The organism is Gluconobacter thailandicus F149-1 = NBRC 100600 (assembly GCF_000964465.1).
Taxonomy (GTDB): domain Bacteria; phylum Pseudomonadota; class Alphaproteobacteria; order Acetobacterales; family Acetobacteraceae; genus Gluconobacter; species Gluconobacter thailandicus.
On the sequence record NZ_BANH01000015.1, the window covers coordinates 1 to 14,440 of the forward strand.

A 14,440-nucleotide genomic window follows, 5' to 3' on the forward strand; every position below is an offset into this window, starting at 1 on the left:
AGCTTGAATCACATCAGATCGATTTTCCAAACAGGCTCTAAGGTCATTGAGCACTTGAACACGCAGCTTACCAATGAGCTGACTGCAATTAACCAGTATTTTCTGCATGCGCGGACCCTGCGTCATTGGGGTGTTACGCTGCTTGGTAAGAAGGAATATGAAGAGTCCATTGAAGAAATGCGTCATGCCGATTGGCTGATTGAACGTATTCTCTTCCTTGGAGGTCTGCCGAATGTTCAGCGTCTGAACCAGATTTTGATTGGCCAGAGCGTTGAAGAAATCCTGCAGTGCGATCTGAAGCTTGAAGAGAAAGCCATTGAAGATCTGCGCGAAGGTATCGCGTATTGCGAGAGCGTGCGTGATTACGTTTCCCGTGATCTTCTGTTGAAGATTCTCGTGAATGAAGAAGAGCATGAAGACTTTATTGATCGGCAGTTTGATCTGATCAAGCAGGTTGGAATTGAGCGCTATATCCAGAAAAATTCTGCAGCTGCTCCTGATCAGGAATAAAGGTCTTTAAAATACCCGGATTTTCCGGGTATTTTTTTGTAATCAGAGATAAATACTCTGCTCCACGGGCTTTGCAGCGATGGATGCTGTGGCAATGGTTGCTTGGATTTTTTTTCGCTCCTGTATTGCCTGCTTGAGTAGGCACACCATCCCGGGGACGCAGTTACCGCACTGAGCACGACATTTTCGTGCTGTGTAGATATCCGAGGGCTTGGAGGCTCCGGCATTAATCGCCGATTCGACATCTTTATGTGATAGAGCGTTACATGAACAAACGATCATCAGCTGCTCGTGGTGTCCTGAAAAGGATGCGATAGATTTTGTATATGTCAGTTGAGAGTAGTTCGCAAACGCATTTCGTATAAATTTTGGGCCCGTGACAGTTTATTCAAATCTGGTTTCATGGTGAGAGGTTGCCGCTCCACCTCTGCACCACAGGCCTGATGGCAAAGTTGCTCTGAATACGGATTACACCAGGCAGCCGTGAGAGCTCCTCTTTGTGGATTCGCTCATAGTCTGCCAAATCACGTGCTGCGACATGCAGGAGGTAATCGGCTTCTCCTGTCATCAGGTAGCACTCGCGAATATCCGCGCATTCTTTGATACGAGCTTCAAAACGTCTTAAAGCTTCGTCTGTAAGGCGTTCCAAAGTTATCTGTACGATCACGGTTGTAAGATTATGAACCGAGCGATCATCAATGACAGCATGGTATCCGCGGATAATACCTTTTTCTTCCAGCATTTTGACGCGCCTCAGGCAGGCAGAGGGGGAGAGTCCTACGCGCTCGGCCAAATCTGCATTACTCATGCGACCATCATGCTGGAGGAGACGAAGAATTGATTCTGTGGTGCGGTCGAAGATCATGTCACAATTTTCCGTCTTTTTTGCGCATATAATGCATATATAGGATTTTTACCTGAAGAATATGCTGAGATTATGCAGGAAATTTTATTACGGTATGGGTAGGATAAATCTATGACGATCTTATCAGGCCCGCATCTCTGGCCCGCATCTCGTGCTGGAGCGACACTTACTGTTGATCTGGCTGCTATTGCCGACAACTATCGCCTTCTGTGCGGAAAGGTGAATGCGGCAGTCTGTGCTGCTGTTGTGAAAGCCGATGCCTACGGTCTGGGAGCAGAGCAGGTCGCTCCTGTTCTGGAAAGGGCTGGCGCGCGCGAGTTTTTTGTCGCGCATGTTGATGAGGGAATTGCCCTTCGTAAGATTGTCTCAGCAGAAACCCGGATTACGGTTTTGCATGGTCCTCGGCCTGATGCTGCTGCTGAGTGTGTTTATTTTGACTTGCGGCCTGTGTTGAACAGCCTCGATCAGGTTGATCTCTGGAAGCGAGAGGCTTTGCGTCAACAGAGTCCTTTGGATGCCGTGCTTCAGGTGGACAGCGGGATGTCCCGGTTTGGACTGTCGCGTAAGGATGTTGGCGATCTGGCTGATGATCCGGAACGCTTGGGAGGTATCCGTACAAATCTCATTATGAGTCATCTTGCGTGTGCAGACGATCCGGCAAATCCTGCCAATGAGATGCAGCGACAAAGATTTCTGGAGATGGCTGCCATGCTTCCGCCAGCTCCGTTAAGTCTGTCTGCGTCGTCGGGAATATTTCTTGGATCAGCGTATCATATGGGGCTGGTCCGTCCCGGGGCTGCGCTTTACGGCATCGCACCTAATACTGAAGCCGCCAACCCACTCAAACAGGTTGTTCGTCTTCAGGCGCGGGTTCTTCAGTTACGGAATGTCGATGTGGGAGAGGGCGTTGGGTATGGTTTGACATACCAGCCGGAAGGACCTCGTCGTATTGCAACTGTTGCTGTTGGATATGCGGATGGGTTTTCTCGCCAGAACGGCGGAACAGGATGCGCCTGGTTTGGGGATATCAGGCTGCCGATTGTTGGTCGTGTTTCTATGGACTCTCTTGCGCTGGATGTGTCTGCCGTACCTGAAGCATTGTTACATGCAGACATGCATGTCGATCTCATTGGGGCTCGTAGAAGTGTAGATGATGTAGCTGCCGCCGCAGGCACGATTGGTTACGAAATTCTAACCTCTCTTGGTGGGCGGTATTATCGTGAATATACAGAGTGAAGGGCCGGATTGGGACTTTATCTGGTTCTCGTGATTGACAGGGCAGTCTGAAAGACCCAAATACACGAACGAGCATCGCGGGTTGTTCAAGAGCTCATTTCTTTCACGTTGAATTCGGAAAAATCATGTATCTCCGTCGTGATCGTGCCCTGACAGCAGTTTCAATCATGCTGGATGTTGCTTTTCATGCGGGGCGTTCCGGTGTGGTCAGTGGTGCTGACATTGCCAAGCGGGGGAATATGCTTCGACGTGGAATCGAGCCAGTTCTACAGGCTCTTTCACGGGAAAAGCTTCTGGATAGCGTTAGAGGGCCGAAGGGAGGATACCGTCTTGGTCGTCCGCCCCGGACGATTACCCTGCATGAGATTGTTCAGGCTGTGACGGAAGACCGCGTACCGGAAAATGAGGCGGCTAACCCTCTCGTGGAGAAGGTTCTGGAGCCTTTCTGGTCTGTGATGAATGCGGAGTTGGCCAAGAAAATGGAAGCTGTGACTCTGGAAGGGATGCTACGCCAGGCTGAGGAAGCGGGGATGCAGCGACCAAGTCGGGCACCCATCTCATTTTCTATATAACAAAATAAAATAGTTATAAAAAAAATATCACAAAAACTTTGCGATAGAGGTTGGATAATTCACCATAATAGATCATTATTTGGATTGTTATGGTGAATTATCTCTCGTTCTGTTGGACGCTCTGTTTTTGCAATCCTCTGATGCGGTCTTCCTTATAATGGGAAGAACTCAGAGGCGCCTGCCTGCGCTCATTGTGGAGGCTCACCTGACGTCAGTTCTGTTTCAGCGGAGGGCATCATGAAACGACCAGTACGTGTTGGTGCGGGTGAAAAACTCGTGCTGACGGCCAATCGCCTTCTGGATGGAACGATTGTCTGGCGGGATCGGCTGGGGCGGTGGCGCCCTGTCATTGGCGCTGCCGAGAAGCTTGATGCTGAACGCGTGGGCGATGTGCTAGAGTTGGCTCAGATCCGGGCGCAGGAAGATGGCGTTGTGGGTGTGTATGAAGTGGCGGTGAGAGATGTTGATCCGCCCGAGCCGGTGACGGTGCGCGAGCGTATTCGGGCGCATGGCCCGACCGTACATCCGGAATTTGCAGTGGAGACCGTGCAGTGAGTGTTCCTGTCGGCCATTATCAGTACGATCAGATTGACCGCGATTTTCTGGAAGCCCGGATCGCTGAGTTCTCCGAGCAGGTGGCTCGTCGTATTGACGGTAGTCTGAGCGAAGATGAGTTCAAGCCGCTTCGGCTGATGAACGGTCTGTATCTGCAGCTTCATGCCTACATGCTGCGCATTGCCATTCCTTATGGCACGATCGATAGCAAGCAGATGCGGATGTTTGCGCATATTGCTCGCCACTATGATCGCGACTATGGGCATTTTACGACCCGGCAGAATATTCAGTTCAACTGGATCAAGCTGGAAGAAACGCCAGATATTCTGCGCGATCTGGCTACGGTGGATATGCATGCCATTCAGACCAGCGGAAACTGCATTCGGAATGTGACGTCTGATGAGTTTGCTGGTGCGGCGGCAGATGAGCTTGTTGATCCTCGCGTCCATGCAGAAATTCTGAGGCAGTGGTCAACGCTGCATCCGGAATTCACGTTCTTGCCGCGCAAGTTCAAGATTGCTATTTCGGGGAGTCCGCACGATCGTGTGGCAGCGCGCTTCCATGATATCGGTATTCTGGCGCGGCCGGGGGATGACGGTCGGACGGTTTTCCGCATTTTTGTTGGTGGTGGGCTGGGGCGTACTCCCATTATTGGGCAGGAAATCTTTGATTCTGTGCCTGAGGAGCGCCTGCTTGCGACGCTTGAGGCGATTGTTCGCGTTTATAATGCTCATGGGCGTCGGGATAATATCTACAAGGCTCGCATCAAAATTCTTGTTCAGGCTTTGGGTATTGACGCTTATCGGGAGGCTGTTGAGGCTGAACTGGCTCAGATGGACTTGGAGCATTATCGCCTGACGCCCGAAATGGTGGATGCGATTCAGGCCCGTTTCGCGGTTCCCGAATTGTCTGCGCCGGAAAATGCTGCTCAGGAATTGGCGAACAGACAACGGGAAAACCCGGAGTTTGATTTGTGGGTTCGAAGCAATACGCATCCGCATCGTGAGGCCGGGCATATCATTGCGGTTGTTTCGCTCAAGCCCGCTGGCGGAATTCCGGGAGATGCGACGTCTGCGCAGATGGATCGTCTGGCGGATCTGGCGGATGAGTATTCTTTTGGTGAACTGAGAATTACGCATCTTCAGAATATTGTTCTGGGGCATGTGCGACAGGATCGTTTGTATGATCTGTGGAGCAGCTTGAAAGAGGTTGATCTTGCGTCTGCCAATATCGGGCTGATCGGGGATATCGTGGCTTGCCCGGGTCTGGATTATTGTGCGCTTGCGAATGCGAGGTCGATCCCGATTGCGCAGAAGCTTGGCGCTCGGTTTGGAGACGCATCCCTTCAGGCTGAGATTGGGGCGCTTCGGATCAATATTTCCGGCTGCATCAATGCCTGTGGACATCACCATGCGGGCCATATCGGTCTGCTGGGGGTGGACAAGCGCGGTGAGGAGTTCTTCCAGATCACGCTTGGCGGACGGGCGGAGAACGGTGCTTCTATTGGCACGATTCTTGGTCCGGCGTTACCGGAAGACGATACGGTTGATGCGATTGCAAGGCTTGTAGATCGGTATCTTGGAATCCGGAAGGACGGAGAGACTTTCCTCGATACGTTGGATCGGCTGGGGGATGCTCCCTTCAAGGAGGCGGCTTATGAGACTGTTTGAACTGGGTGAGCGGACAGCAAAGGTTCACGAATCTCTGGTGACGCTTCCTGAGCTTGCCGAGAACACGGATGTGCGGGCGGTGCTGTTGGATATTGCGGATGATCCGGCGGCTTTGAAGCCTTATCTGAACCGGCTGGAACTTGTTGTTCTCCGGTTCCCTATCTTTCGGGATGGGCGTGTTTTTACGCAGGCTCGGGAACTGAGGGAATATCTGCGGTTTTCCGGGGAAATTCGTGCTGAAGGGCACGTGCTGCCGGATCAGGCAGCGTTTCTGAAGCGCTGTGGTGTGGATAGTGTTGTTCTACCGGAGGGCAGCGATCCGGAACTCTGGAAGCGGCAGCTGGACCGCTTCCCGGTGGCCTATCAGCGTTCCGTTCTGCCTTCTCGGCCAGTTGGTGCTGGTTTGCGGATTGAGGAAGAAACCTAGCGGGTTCCGAACCAGCCCCGGCGCCAGAACCAGAGGAGAGGCAAGATTATGGACAGCACCATGAGCGCCAATCCGTAAGGGTAGCCGTATTTCCAGGACAGTTCTGGCATGTCCTTGAAATTCATGCCGTAGATGCCTGCGATCAGGGTCGGCATGATTCCGATCGCGCTTGTGACGGTAAGGACTTTCATGCCGTCGTTCTGTTCGATGCTGATGAAGCCCAGCGTTGCGTCCAGCAAGAACTGAACCTTGCTGACGATCTGGGCGTCGAAGTCGTTAAGGGAGGCGATGTCGCGTCCTGCGACCTTGAGGCGCGATTTGAATGTGTCAGCCGGGGTTGGGGATTTTCCCGCTGTATCTCTTGCCGGCAGGGGAGAGGTTCCCTGATCCTTCACCTTTTGCAGGCTCTGGCTGATGTAATCTTCGAGATAAATGCGGACACGGTCGATGCCGAGAAGACTATCGCGGACAGTTGAGGCCAGATCACCGGCGTAGCCGAGGCGGCGCAGGGTCTCCCGGAGCATGGCGCCAACGCGGGCGCGATCTCTGGGTTGTTCGGCGTTGAACACACGACGGGAAATGGTGTCGAGGGTTCGGCCAAGGCCTTCAAGGATATCCGCGAGGCGATTGATAATTTCTTCGAGGAGTTCGACGAGGAGGTCCGTTGAAGATGGGGAAACTTTTCCGGCCGGGTACTCCGCCAGTCTTCTGCCGACGAGATCGAACGCAAAATAGTCCGTGTAGCGGACCGTGATGAGGCGTTTTTCCGTCAGGATGAAGCCAATGGGTTTGGAGAATGAGACGTCGTCGGCGCGGCGCACCAGGGGGCTTGAAAGGTAGAGACAGTTGTCCCGTTCGTAGTGGCGGGAGGAGCTTTCGATCTCTTCCAGTTCGTCCTGCTGGGGAATGTGAACTCCGAGGAGTGTCTCGGCTTTTGAGATTTCGTCATGGGTTGGATTGATAAGGTCAATCCAGTTGACGGCGTTGATATCGACGTCGGGGCCGATCTCGCGGGCCGGTGTGCCGGCAGGCCGGGCGAGAAGCATCAGGCAGGGATCCTTGGTCGGGAAATAGGAAAGCCTGAGTCATGTCGTGCGGTGACGTTCCGTGCAAGAGGGACGTCGGGATTCGGCAAACGGCGTTTTCCTGACGGATGTGTGGATGGACGTTCCTGCGCTGCCTTGGTATCGCTGGTCAGCCTTTTAAGCGGAACAGAGCCCGGTATGACGACCCCATCTTCTTCCTTGCCTAATTCCTTGCGTTCCGGACCGGACGAACGCGGCCGGTTCGGCGTCTTTGGTGGACGCTTTGTTGCGGAAACGCTGATGCCTCTGGTTCTTGAACTGGAGGAAGCGTATCGCGCGGCTCAGGCAGATCCGGCGTTTCGTGAAGAACTGGATTATTATTACCGGGATTATGTCGGTCGTCCGAGCCCGTTGTGGTTTGCGAAGCGCCTGACAGAAGAGCTGGGTGGTGCGAAGGTTTATCTCAAGCGTGAGGAACTGAACCACACGGGCTCGCACAAGCTCAATAACGTCATGGGGCAGATCCTGCTCGCGCGGCGAATGGGCAAGACGCGGATTGTGGCTGAGACGGGTGCTGGCCAGCATGGTGTAGCAACGGCGACGGTTTGTGCGCTTTTTGGGCTGAAGTGCGTTATTTACATGGGGGCGACGGATGTTGAGCGTCAAAAGCCCAATGTGTTCCGCATGCATCTGCTTGGGGCTGAGGTAAAGCCGGTAACGGCTGGGGCCGGAACGCTCAAGGATGCGATGAATGAAGCCATGCGCGACTGGGTTGCGAACGTGGCGGATACATATTTTCTGGTGGGCACGGTTGCTGGCCCGCATCCGTATCCTGAGATGGTTCGTGATTTCCAGTCCATCATTGGCACGGAAGTGAAGGAGCAGATTGTCCGGGCTGAGGGGCGTTTGCCGGATGTGATTGTTGCGGCCATTGGTGGCGGTTCCAATGCGATGGGGATTTTCCATCCATTCCTTGATGATGCGGATGTGCGTCTGATTGGTGTAGAGGCTGCCGGGCTGGGTCTGGATTCCGGCAAGACGGCGGCATCCATCTCTCGTGGGCGTTCGGGTGTGCTGCATGGCAACCGGACGTATCTGCTTCAGGACAAGCATGGTCAGATCGAAGAGGCTCATTCGATCAGTGCAGGGCTGGATTATCCGGGGATTGGGCCGGAGCATTCTTGGCTGAATGATATTGGCCGTGCCGAGTATGTTGGTGTGACGGATCAGGAGGCGCTGGATGCGTTCCAGCTTCTGACGCGGACGGAAGGTATCATCCCGGCGCTCGAATGCGCGCATGGACTGGCGCATGTGATGAAGATTGCTCCGGAGATGCCGAAGGACAAGATTATCGTGCTGAACGTCTCTGGCCGTGGAGACAAGGATATCTTCACTGTGGCGAGCCATCTGGGAGTGAATCTGTGAGCCGTATCAAAGCCCGTTTTGAAGCCCTCAAGAAGGAGGGACGGGGCGCTCTGATTCCGTATCTTCAGGCGTTTGATCCGGATTATGAGACCTCGCTGGAACTGCTGAAGGCGATGCCTGCTGCGGGGGCAGATCTGATCGAGATTGGCGTGCCGTTCTCCGATCCTTCCGCGGATGGTCCGACGATTCAGGCTGCGGCTCTTCGGGGGCTGAAGGCTGGGGCGACGCTGGGTGGCGTGCTGGAAATGGTGCGGTCTTTCCGGGAAACGGATACCGAAACGCCAATCATTCTGATGGGATACCTGAACCCGATTGATAGCTATGGCCCGGCAGAATTCTGCTTTGATGCGGTTCAGGCAGGTGTGGATGGTATCATTGTTGTGGATATGCCGACGGAAGAGGCGGATCTGCTGGATGCCCATGCGCGGGCGGCCGGGCTGGATATTATCTCGCTTGTGGCTCCGACAACGTCCCGGACGCGTCTGTTCCATGTGCTGAAAGATGCATCGGGCTTCGTATATTATGTGAGCATCACGGGAATTACGGGGACGGGGAGTGCCAGCCAGGCGCAGCTTGAAGAAGCTCTTCCGAAGATTCGGGAAGTGACGGATCTGCCGGTTGCGATCGGGTTCGGGATTTCGACGCCTGAGCAGGCGCGGACGGCGTCCCGGATCGGGGATGCGGCTGTTGTGGCTTCTGCTCTGATCAAGACGATGGCGGGGACGCTGTCTGACGGGAAGGCGACGGGCAAGACGCTGCCGGCTGTGCTTGAACAGTTGATGGCGTTGTCGGCGGCGGTTCGGGTCTGATTCCCGGTTTTGGGGTTCAGGTTGGGGAGGCGCATCGGGAGTGATCCCGGTGCGCTTTTTCGTTGTGATCAGGCTTGGTTGCGCAGGGACATGCCGAACAGGATAGCAGAGACACCGGCCATCAGGAGCTCAATAGCAATCAGGGTTCCGATCAGCCAGAGACCGGACCAGGGGAGTGTCATATAGAGCAGGATCCCGATCAGGAGCGTGAGGACGCCGCTGACGGCGAGGAGGCTCCATCCGCCAGTGGCGCGGTGTCCAGCGGCCCAGAAGGCACGGCTGATTCCAGCGAAAATCAGGCATCCGGCGAGGATGGCGGTGATGAAGACGGAGCCGGTTGCGGGTTCTTCGATAAGAAGGAGGCCGCCGAGGATATAGAGGCCGCCGATGAGGCCAGAGAGCCACTGGTTGGGGAGAGGAAGGCCTCTGTGAGCGAAGCTCTGCACGACCTGGGCGATTCCGCCGATGATGAGCAGGACGCCGAGGAGAACCATGCTGGCTAGTGTTGGGGCGACCGCGTCGAAAGCGGCGAGCAGGCCCAGGAGGACAAGGACTGCTCCTACGCCGATGAACCAGCCCGGTTTCAGGCCTGATCTGTTGTTGGAAAATTGCAGGGTATTAAAGCTGTTGGACATGAAACTTCTCCATGGCGGGCGTTGCAAATGTCTGTTCGCATGCCGATCTTACCCGATGAAATGAGTGTAGGGCAGGAATGGTTGCCGAGCATCAGGGCGATGGCCAATGTGCTGGCATGGATGCCATGTTTCTGGGCGTCTGGGAGGGTTTTGGCTGGCAAGGCTGGCATAAATATGCTGGTGGCGCTAAAACGCGCCGGATATTGATGGTCTGAAACAGGCCTTTTCACCATTCTGGCCTTCGTCCCGAAGGCAGGCAGAGAGTAACGAGACGACATGAGCTGGCTGACCGATTACGTTCGACCCAAGCTGCGTGGCCTGCTTCAGCGGGACGTGCCGGATAATCTTTGGACGAACTGCGAATCCTGTGGGCAGATGATGCTCGTCAAGGAAATGGAGCGGTCCCAGAAGGTTTGTCCGCATTGTGGGCATCATATGCGGGCGACAGCAAAGGAGCGTCTGGCCTGGACGTTTGATGAGGGTGAGTACACCACGATCGAGCTTCCGAAGATGCCGGTCGATCCGTTGGGGTTCAAGGATTCCAAGCGCTATGCGGATCGTCTGAAGGATGCACGGAACAAGTCTCACCTTGATGAGGGACTGGTTGTTGCTCACGGCCGCATTCAGGGTCAGAAGGCCGTGGTGGCTGTGATGGCGCCCGAGTTCCTGTTGGGGACGATGGGAGCTGGAGTAGGCGAGGCTTTTGTGGCGGCGTGCCGTTTGGCTGTGCTGCAGAAAGCGCCTCTTGTGATTTACACGGCGTCAGGCGGTGCGCGGATGCAGGAAGGGGCGGTCAGCCTCATGCAGATGCCGCGGACGACTATTGGCGTTCAGATGCTTCAGGAAGCTGGGCTGCCGTATGTTGTGGTCTTTACGAATCCGACGACGGGTGGTGTGTCGGCCTCCTTTGCGATGCTGGGCGATATTCACATTGCCGAGCCGAATGCGCTGATTGCTTTCGCCGGGCCGCGCGTGATTCAGGATACGGTTCGGGAGAAGCTGCCCGAGGGGTTCCAGCGTTCCGAATATCTTCGTGAACATGGCATGGTGGATATTGTTGCCAAGCGTTCTGAGTTGCCTGAGCTGCTGGGACGTATTCTCGGGATGCTGACGCGCCAGAAGACAGCACCGGACGTCGCGGCCTGATGAACGCCCAGAAGGGGGGGGACATGGGAGCACCTGTGCGTCTTCCGGGCGAGTATCAGGGGCGACCGGGTGAAGTTCTTGCCCGTTTGCATCGGCTCTATCCGAAGCTGATTGACCTTTCCCTTGGGCGGCTTGAAGTTCTTTTGGCCAAGCTGGGCAATCCGGAGCAGCATTTGCCCCCGGTGATCCATGTGGCGGGAACGAATGGCAAGGGGAGTACCTGTGCCAACCTGCGAGCCATTGCGGAGGCTGCGGGTCTTCGGGCGCATGTGATGACGAGCCCGCATCTTGTGAGCATCACCGAGCGGTTCCGTCTGGCGGGTAAGCTGGTTGATGAAGATACGCTGGTTGAGGCTTTCGAAGAGGTTGAGCGCATCAATGACGGGGCGCCGATCACAGTCTTCGAGGTTTTGACGGCAGCGGGTTTTCTTCTTTTCTCGCGGGTTCCTGCTGATCTTGTGATTCTGGAAGTTGGGTTGGGCGGACGGCTGGATGCCACGAATGTGGTTCCAAAGCCTGCGGCGTGTGCCATCACGACCATCAGTGTGGATCATCAGGCGTTTCTTGGAGAGACGCTGGATGTGATTGCTGGTGAGAAGGCCGGGATCATCAAGCCTGGCGTACCGGTAGTCGTGGCTCCTCAGGCTCCGGAAGCACTGGAGTCGATTCGAGTGCGGGCTGAGGCGCTGGGCGCGCCAATGTGGGTTTTGGGGCAGGATATTCAGGTAGTCGGGGAGGCCGATGGTCTTCACTACTCTGATCCTCAGGGAACTCTGCATCTGCCGTCACCGGGTTTGAAGGGACCGCATCAGGGAACGAATGCGGCTCTTGCGATTGCGGCATTGAGAGTATCCGGACTGGATATTCTCGTCAGTGCTTATGGCGGTATTGCCAGAACGGACTGGCCGGCAAGGCTTCAGAGGCTGCATGGTTCTCTTGCAGAAAGGCTTCCGGCTGGCTGGGAGCTTTATCTGGATGGTGGGCATAACCCCGGTGCTGGTGAAGTACTTGGCGCTGTGCTGGATGGATGGAGCGACAGGCCTGTTCATGTCATTGCTGGCGTTAAGCAGAGCAAGGATGTGAGCGGTTTTCTTCAGCCGTTGATTGGACGTGCGGCCAGTCTTCAGGCTGTGGCTGAAGAGGGGCAGCATCTTGCAACGCCGGTGGAGGAGCTGATCGCTGCGTCTGGTGGTGTGGCGACTGCCGGTCCGACCATTATTGAAGCTCTGGATCGACTAGCGGCGCAGAATTCTACTCCTGCGCGCGTGCTGATCTGTGGCAGCCTTTATCTTGCTGGTGTGGCGCTTGCTCAGGATGGCTGGGTTCTGGTCTGAGGGAAGGCCTGGCGGACCAGTTCTTCCCATTCCTGGATGATGGTCTGGTCAGGCATTCTGGCATCGGCTCGAGCGTACCAGTAACGGGCGTTGGCGAGATCGCCTTCCTGACGGTGAAGGAGGGCGTGGATGCGGTCGCATTCACGCGTGCCTTCGGCTGACTGCACCAGGCGATGTGCTTCTGCCCAGTTCTTTTTTCCGATCCACCAGAGGGCGGCCTGGGAGAGTGACAAAGTCGGAGGAGGGGCCTGGGTCTGAAGGCTGGCGTGAAACTGATCCCTCGATGTCATGATACTGGTTTCCGTTTTAGATGGTGCAAGCCTGTTTTCAGTGGAAACGTCTGATTGGCAGGATGGGTGCACATTCGGTCTCTGATTCGGAGGCATGCTGGTGGTAAAAGACTGGCGTGACTATGATCGAATCCTATCCTTCTTCAGCTGCGTCTGATGCTTCCTCCGATGATGGAGGGCTAAGCGCGCTTTTGCGCCGTTCTCCGCCAGCGAATATCGCGGCCGAACAGGCGCTTCTCGGTGCTATTCTCACCAATAACAAGGCCTACGAACGGGTTTCAGATTTTCTGGAGCCAGAGCATTTTGCCGACTCGGTAAATGGTCGGATCTATGAGGCTGTGGCCCGTCGTATCGAGCGTGGGCAGTTGGCTGATCCTGTGACCATGAAAGCCGAGTTCGAGCATACTGGTGTGCTTGATGCGGCTGGTGGCCCTGCTTATCTGGCCAAGCTGCTGACGGCGATGGTGGGGATTGTGAATGCGGGCGACTATGGTCGTGTCATTCATGATGCGTGGGTGCGGCGCCAGTTGATTGATATTGGCGAGAACGTCGTCAACAACGCTTTTGGTGCCCGACCAGATCTGGATGGCAGTGATCAGATTGCTGCGTCCGAAGAAGCTCTGTTTAAGCTGGCGACGGAACGCGGTCAGGAAGGTGGCTTTGTTTCCTTCGGAAAGGCTCTCACAGGCGCCATTGATGTTGCGGAAAAGGCGTTTCTGCGAACTGGGGACGTTGTTGGTCTGACGTCTGGTTTGCGGGATCTGGATAAGCGAACGGGTGGTTTGCATCCTTCTGATCTTCTGATTCTTGCGGGTCGTCCTGCGATGGGTAAGACGGCGCTTGCGACAAAGATTGCGTTTTCTGCGGCTCGTTCGATCATGAGAGACGCAGAGGAACGAGGGGAGAAACCTCACGGATCGGTTGCAATCTTCTCACTTGAAATGTCGTCCGAGCAGTTGGCGACGCGTATTCTTTCGGGCGAAGCAGAAGTTTCGGGCGAAAAAATCCGGCGAGGTGATATCGGGCAAAAGGAATTTGATCGCTTTGTCCGCGTTTCGCGTGAGTTGCAGAAGCTGCCTCTTTACATCGATGATACGCCGGCGATTTCTCTTTCAGCCATGAGAACACGTTGCCGGCGACTTGCCCGGACACAGGGTCTGAGCCTGGTGGTGGTCGATTACTTGCAGTTGATGCGTCCTGCTATCGGCACAAAGCCTGATAGCCGTGTGCTGGAAATTTCGATGATTACCCAGGGTCTGAAGGCAATTGCCAAAGAACTCTCGGTTCCTGTGATTGCTCTCTCCCAGTTGTCCCGTCAGGTGGAGTCTCGCGAAGATAAGCGACCAATGCTCTCGGATCTGCGCGAATCGGGTTCCATTGAGCAGGATGCTGATGCGGTGATGTTTGTTTATCGCGATGAGTATTATCTTCAGCAGCGAATGCCTAAGGACAGTGCTTACGATAGCAATGAGAAATTCCAGGCGGCGACTGAAGAATGGCAGCGAAAAATGGCCCTTGTGCATAACAAGGCAGAGCTGATTTTGGAAAAGCAGCGACATGGACCAACGGGAATGATCCAGTTGTATTTCGAGGGTGAATACACCCGGTTTGGTGATCTGGATATTATCCACGAATAACAATTAAAGGCGGCCTTCGGGCCGCTTTTTTTTGGTCTCGGTTCCAAGGGGGCGAGGTCTTGAAATCCCTTATCGAGATCCAGAATCGGCAAATTCACGCCTATCGTTAATAATATAGAAATATTTTGTCTCAAAATAATTGGGAACACTTTTGTGTTTCAGAAAACGGTGTTGCGGCTTTTTGCTCAGGAATTACGGAAATCTGTAGTTTTTGGTTCATCGGGCATATGAAAAATGGAGGAGGTTCTAAGGGGCTGAGAAGAGAACTATGGCCCAGATAGGCGGAATCAATGGCAAAGAGCCA

Annotated in this window: 17 protein-coding genes; 12 read left to right on the forward strand and 5 right to left on the reverse strand. The window is 54.8% G+C overall.

Annotated features, from left to right (window positions below; translation table 11 throughout):
* Window positions 1-21: 21 nt before the first annotated feature.
* Complete coding sequence (gene bfr, locus B7444_RS04485; RefSeq protein WP_035729732.1) at window positions 22-510, forward strand: bacterioferritin; 489 nt, start codon at window positions 22-24, stop codon at window positions 508-510.
* 42 nt (window positions 511-552) lie between these two features.
* Here the strand turns inward: bfr and B7444_RS04490 are convergent, their stop codons facing one another.
* Together B7444_RS04490 and B7444_RS04495 are read right to left on the reverse strand one after the other, a co-directional pair.
* Complete coding sequence (locus B7444_RS04490; protein ID WP_081603775.1) at window positions 553-792, reverse strand: (2Fe-2S)-binding protein; 240 nt, start codon at window positions 790-792, stop codon at window positions 553-555.
* Window positions 793-910: 118 nt separating this feature from the next.
* Window positions 911-1,375, reverse strand: a complete 465-nt coding sequence (locus B7444_RS04495) for an Lrp/AsnC family transcriptional regulator (protein WP_007283052.1) — start codon at window positions 1,373-1,375, stop codon at window positions 911-913.
* 111 nt (window positions 1,376-1,486) lie between these two features.
* Here B7444_RS04495 and alr point away from each other — a divergent pair, with 111 nt between their 5' ends.
* The 5 genes from alr (at window position 1,487) to B7444_RS04520 (ending at window position 5,835) form a co-directional block, all read left to right on the forward strand.
* The gene (gene alr, locus B7444_RS04500) at window positions 1,487-2,611 is read left to right on the forward strand and encodes an alanine racemase (RefSeq protein ID WP_007283053.1); all 1,125 of its coding nucleotides are present in this window, start codon (window positions 1,487-1,489) and stop codon (window positions 2,609-2,611) included.
* Window positions 2,612-2,736: 125 nt separating this feature from the next.
* Entirely contained in the window at window positions 2,737-3,183 is a 447-nt protein-coding gene (locus B7444_RS04505) for an RrF2 family transcriptional regulator (protein ID WP_007283054.1), read from the forward strand.
* 237 nt (window positions 3,184-3,420) lie between these two features.
* Window positions 3,421-3,738, forward strand: coding sequence for a DUF2849 domain-containing protein (locus B7444_RS04510; RefSeq protein WP_007283055.1), 318 nt, complete (start codon window positions 3,421-3,423; stop codon window positions 3,736-3,738).
* On the forward strand, window positions 3,735-5,408 hold the full coding sequence (locus B7444_RS04515; RefSeq protein WP_007283056.1) for a nitrite/sulfite reductase: 1,674 nt from the start codon (window positions 3,735-3,737) through the stop codon (window positions 5,406-5,408). The genes B7444_RS04510 and B7444_RS04515 overlap by 4 nt, the downstream gene beginning before the upstream one ends.
* Window positions 5,395-5,835, forward strand: coding sequence for a DUF934 domain-containing protein (locus B7444_RS04520; protein WP_007283057.1), 441 nt, complete (start codon window positions 5,395-5,397; stop codon window positions 5,833-5,835). The genes B7444_RS04515 and B7444_RS04520 overlap by 14 nt, the downstream gene beginning before the upstream one ends.
* Here the strand turns inward: B7444_RS04520 and B7444_RS04525 are convergent.
* A complete protein-coding gene (locus tag B7444_RS04525; RefSeq protein ID WP_007283058.1) occupies window positions 5,832-6,881 on the reverse strand; it encodes a magnesium transporter CorA family protein in 1,050 nt (349 codons plus the stop codon). The two genes, B7444_RS04520 and B7444_RS04525, sit on opposite strands and share 4 nt — an antisense overlap.
* A gap of 177 nt (window positions 6,882-7,058) precedes the next feature.
* On the opposite strand from B7444_RS04525, the gene trpB reads away from it, so the two are divergent.
* Complete coding sequence (gene trpB, locus B7444_RS04530) at window positions 7,059-8,285, forward strand: tryptophan synthase subunit beta (protein WP_010503739.1); 1,227 nt, start codon at window positions 7,059-7,061, stop codon at window positions 8,283-8,285.
* Entirely contained in the window at window positions 8,282-9,094 is an 813-nt protein-coding gene (trpA, locus tag B7444_RS04535; protein WP_007283060.1) for a tryptophan synthase subunit alpha, read from the forward strand. Before trpB ends, trpA begins: the two co-directional genes overlap by 4 nt.
* A 68-nt stretch (window positions 9,095-9,162) precedes the next feature.
* On the opposite strand, the gene B7444_RS04540 is transcribed toward trpA, so the two are convergent.
* Window positions 9,163-9,729: an HdeD family acid-resistance protein gene (locus B7444_RS04540; protein ID WP_007283061.1), complete on the reverse strand. Its 567-nt coding sequence runs from the start codon at window positions 9,727-9,729 to the stop codon at window positions 9,163-9,165.
* A gap of 77 nt (window positions 9,730-9,806) precedes the next feature.
* On the opposite strand from B7444_RS04540, the gene B7444_RS16730 reads away from it, so the two are divergent.
* The 3 genes from B7444_RS16730 to B7444_RS04550 all read left to right on the forward strand — a co-directional run bounded on the left by B7444_RS16730 (window position 9,807) and on the right by B7444_RS04550 (window position 12,209).
* Window positions 9,807-9,944: a hypothetical protein gene (locus B7444_RS16730; RefSeq protein ID WP_007283062.1), complete on the forward strand. Its 138-nt coding sequence runs from the start codon at window positions 9,807-9,809 to the stop codon at window positions 9,942-9,944.
* 61 nt (window positions 9,945-10,005) lie between these two features.
* Window positions 10,006-10,875, forward strand: coding sequence for an acetyl-CoA carboxylase, carboxyltransferase subunit beta (gene accD, locus B7444_RS04545; RefSeq protein WP_007283063.1), 870 nt, complete (start codon window positions 10,006-10,008; stop codon window positions 10,873-10,875).
* Entirely contained in the window at window positions 10,875-12,209 is a 1,335-nt protein-coding gene (locus tag B7444_RS04550; RefSeq protein WP_007283064.1) for a bifunctional folylpolyglutamate synthase/dihydrofolate synthase, read from the forward strand. Before accD ends, B7444_RS04550 begins: the two co-directional genes overlap by 1 nt.
* Here B7444_RS04550 and B7444_RS04555 read toward each other — a convergent pair.
* Window positions 12,185-12,499 (reverse strand): hypothetical protein, encoded by a 315-nt coding sequence (locus B7444_RS04555; RefSeq protein WP_035729689.1) that lies wholly within the window; start codon window positions 12,497-12,499, stop codon window positions 12,185-12,187. The genes B7444_RS04550 and B7444_RS04555 overlap by 25 nt on opposite strands.
* Window positions 12,500-12,621: 122 nt before the next feature.
* Here B7444_RS04555 and B7444_RS04560 point away from each other — a divergent pair, with 122 nt between their 5' ends.
* Entirely contained in the window at window positions 12,622-14,136 is a 1,515-nt protein-coding gene (locus tag B7444_RS04560) for a replicative DNA helicase (protein WP_007283066.1), read from the forward strand.
* Window positions 14,137-14,440: the final 304 nt, after the last annotated feature.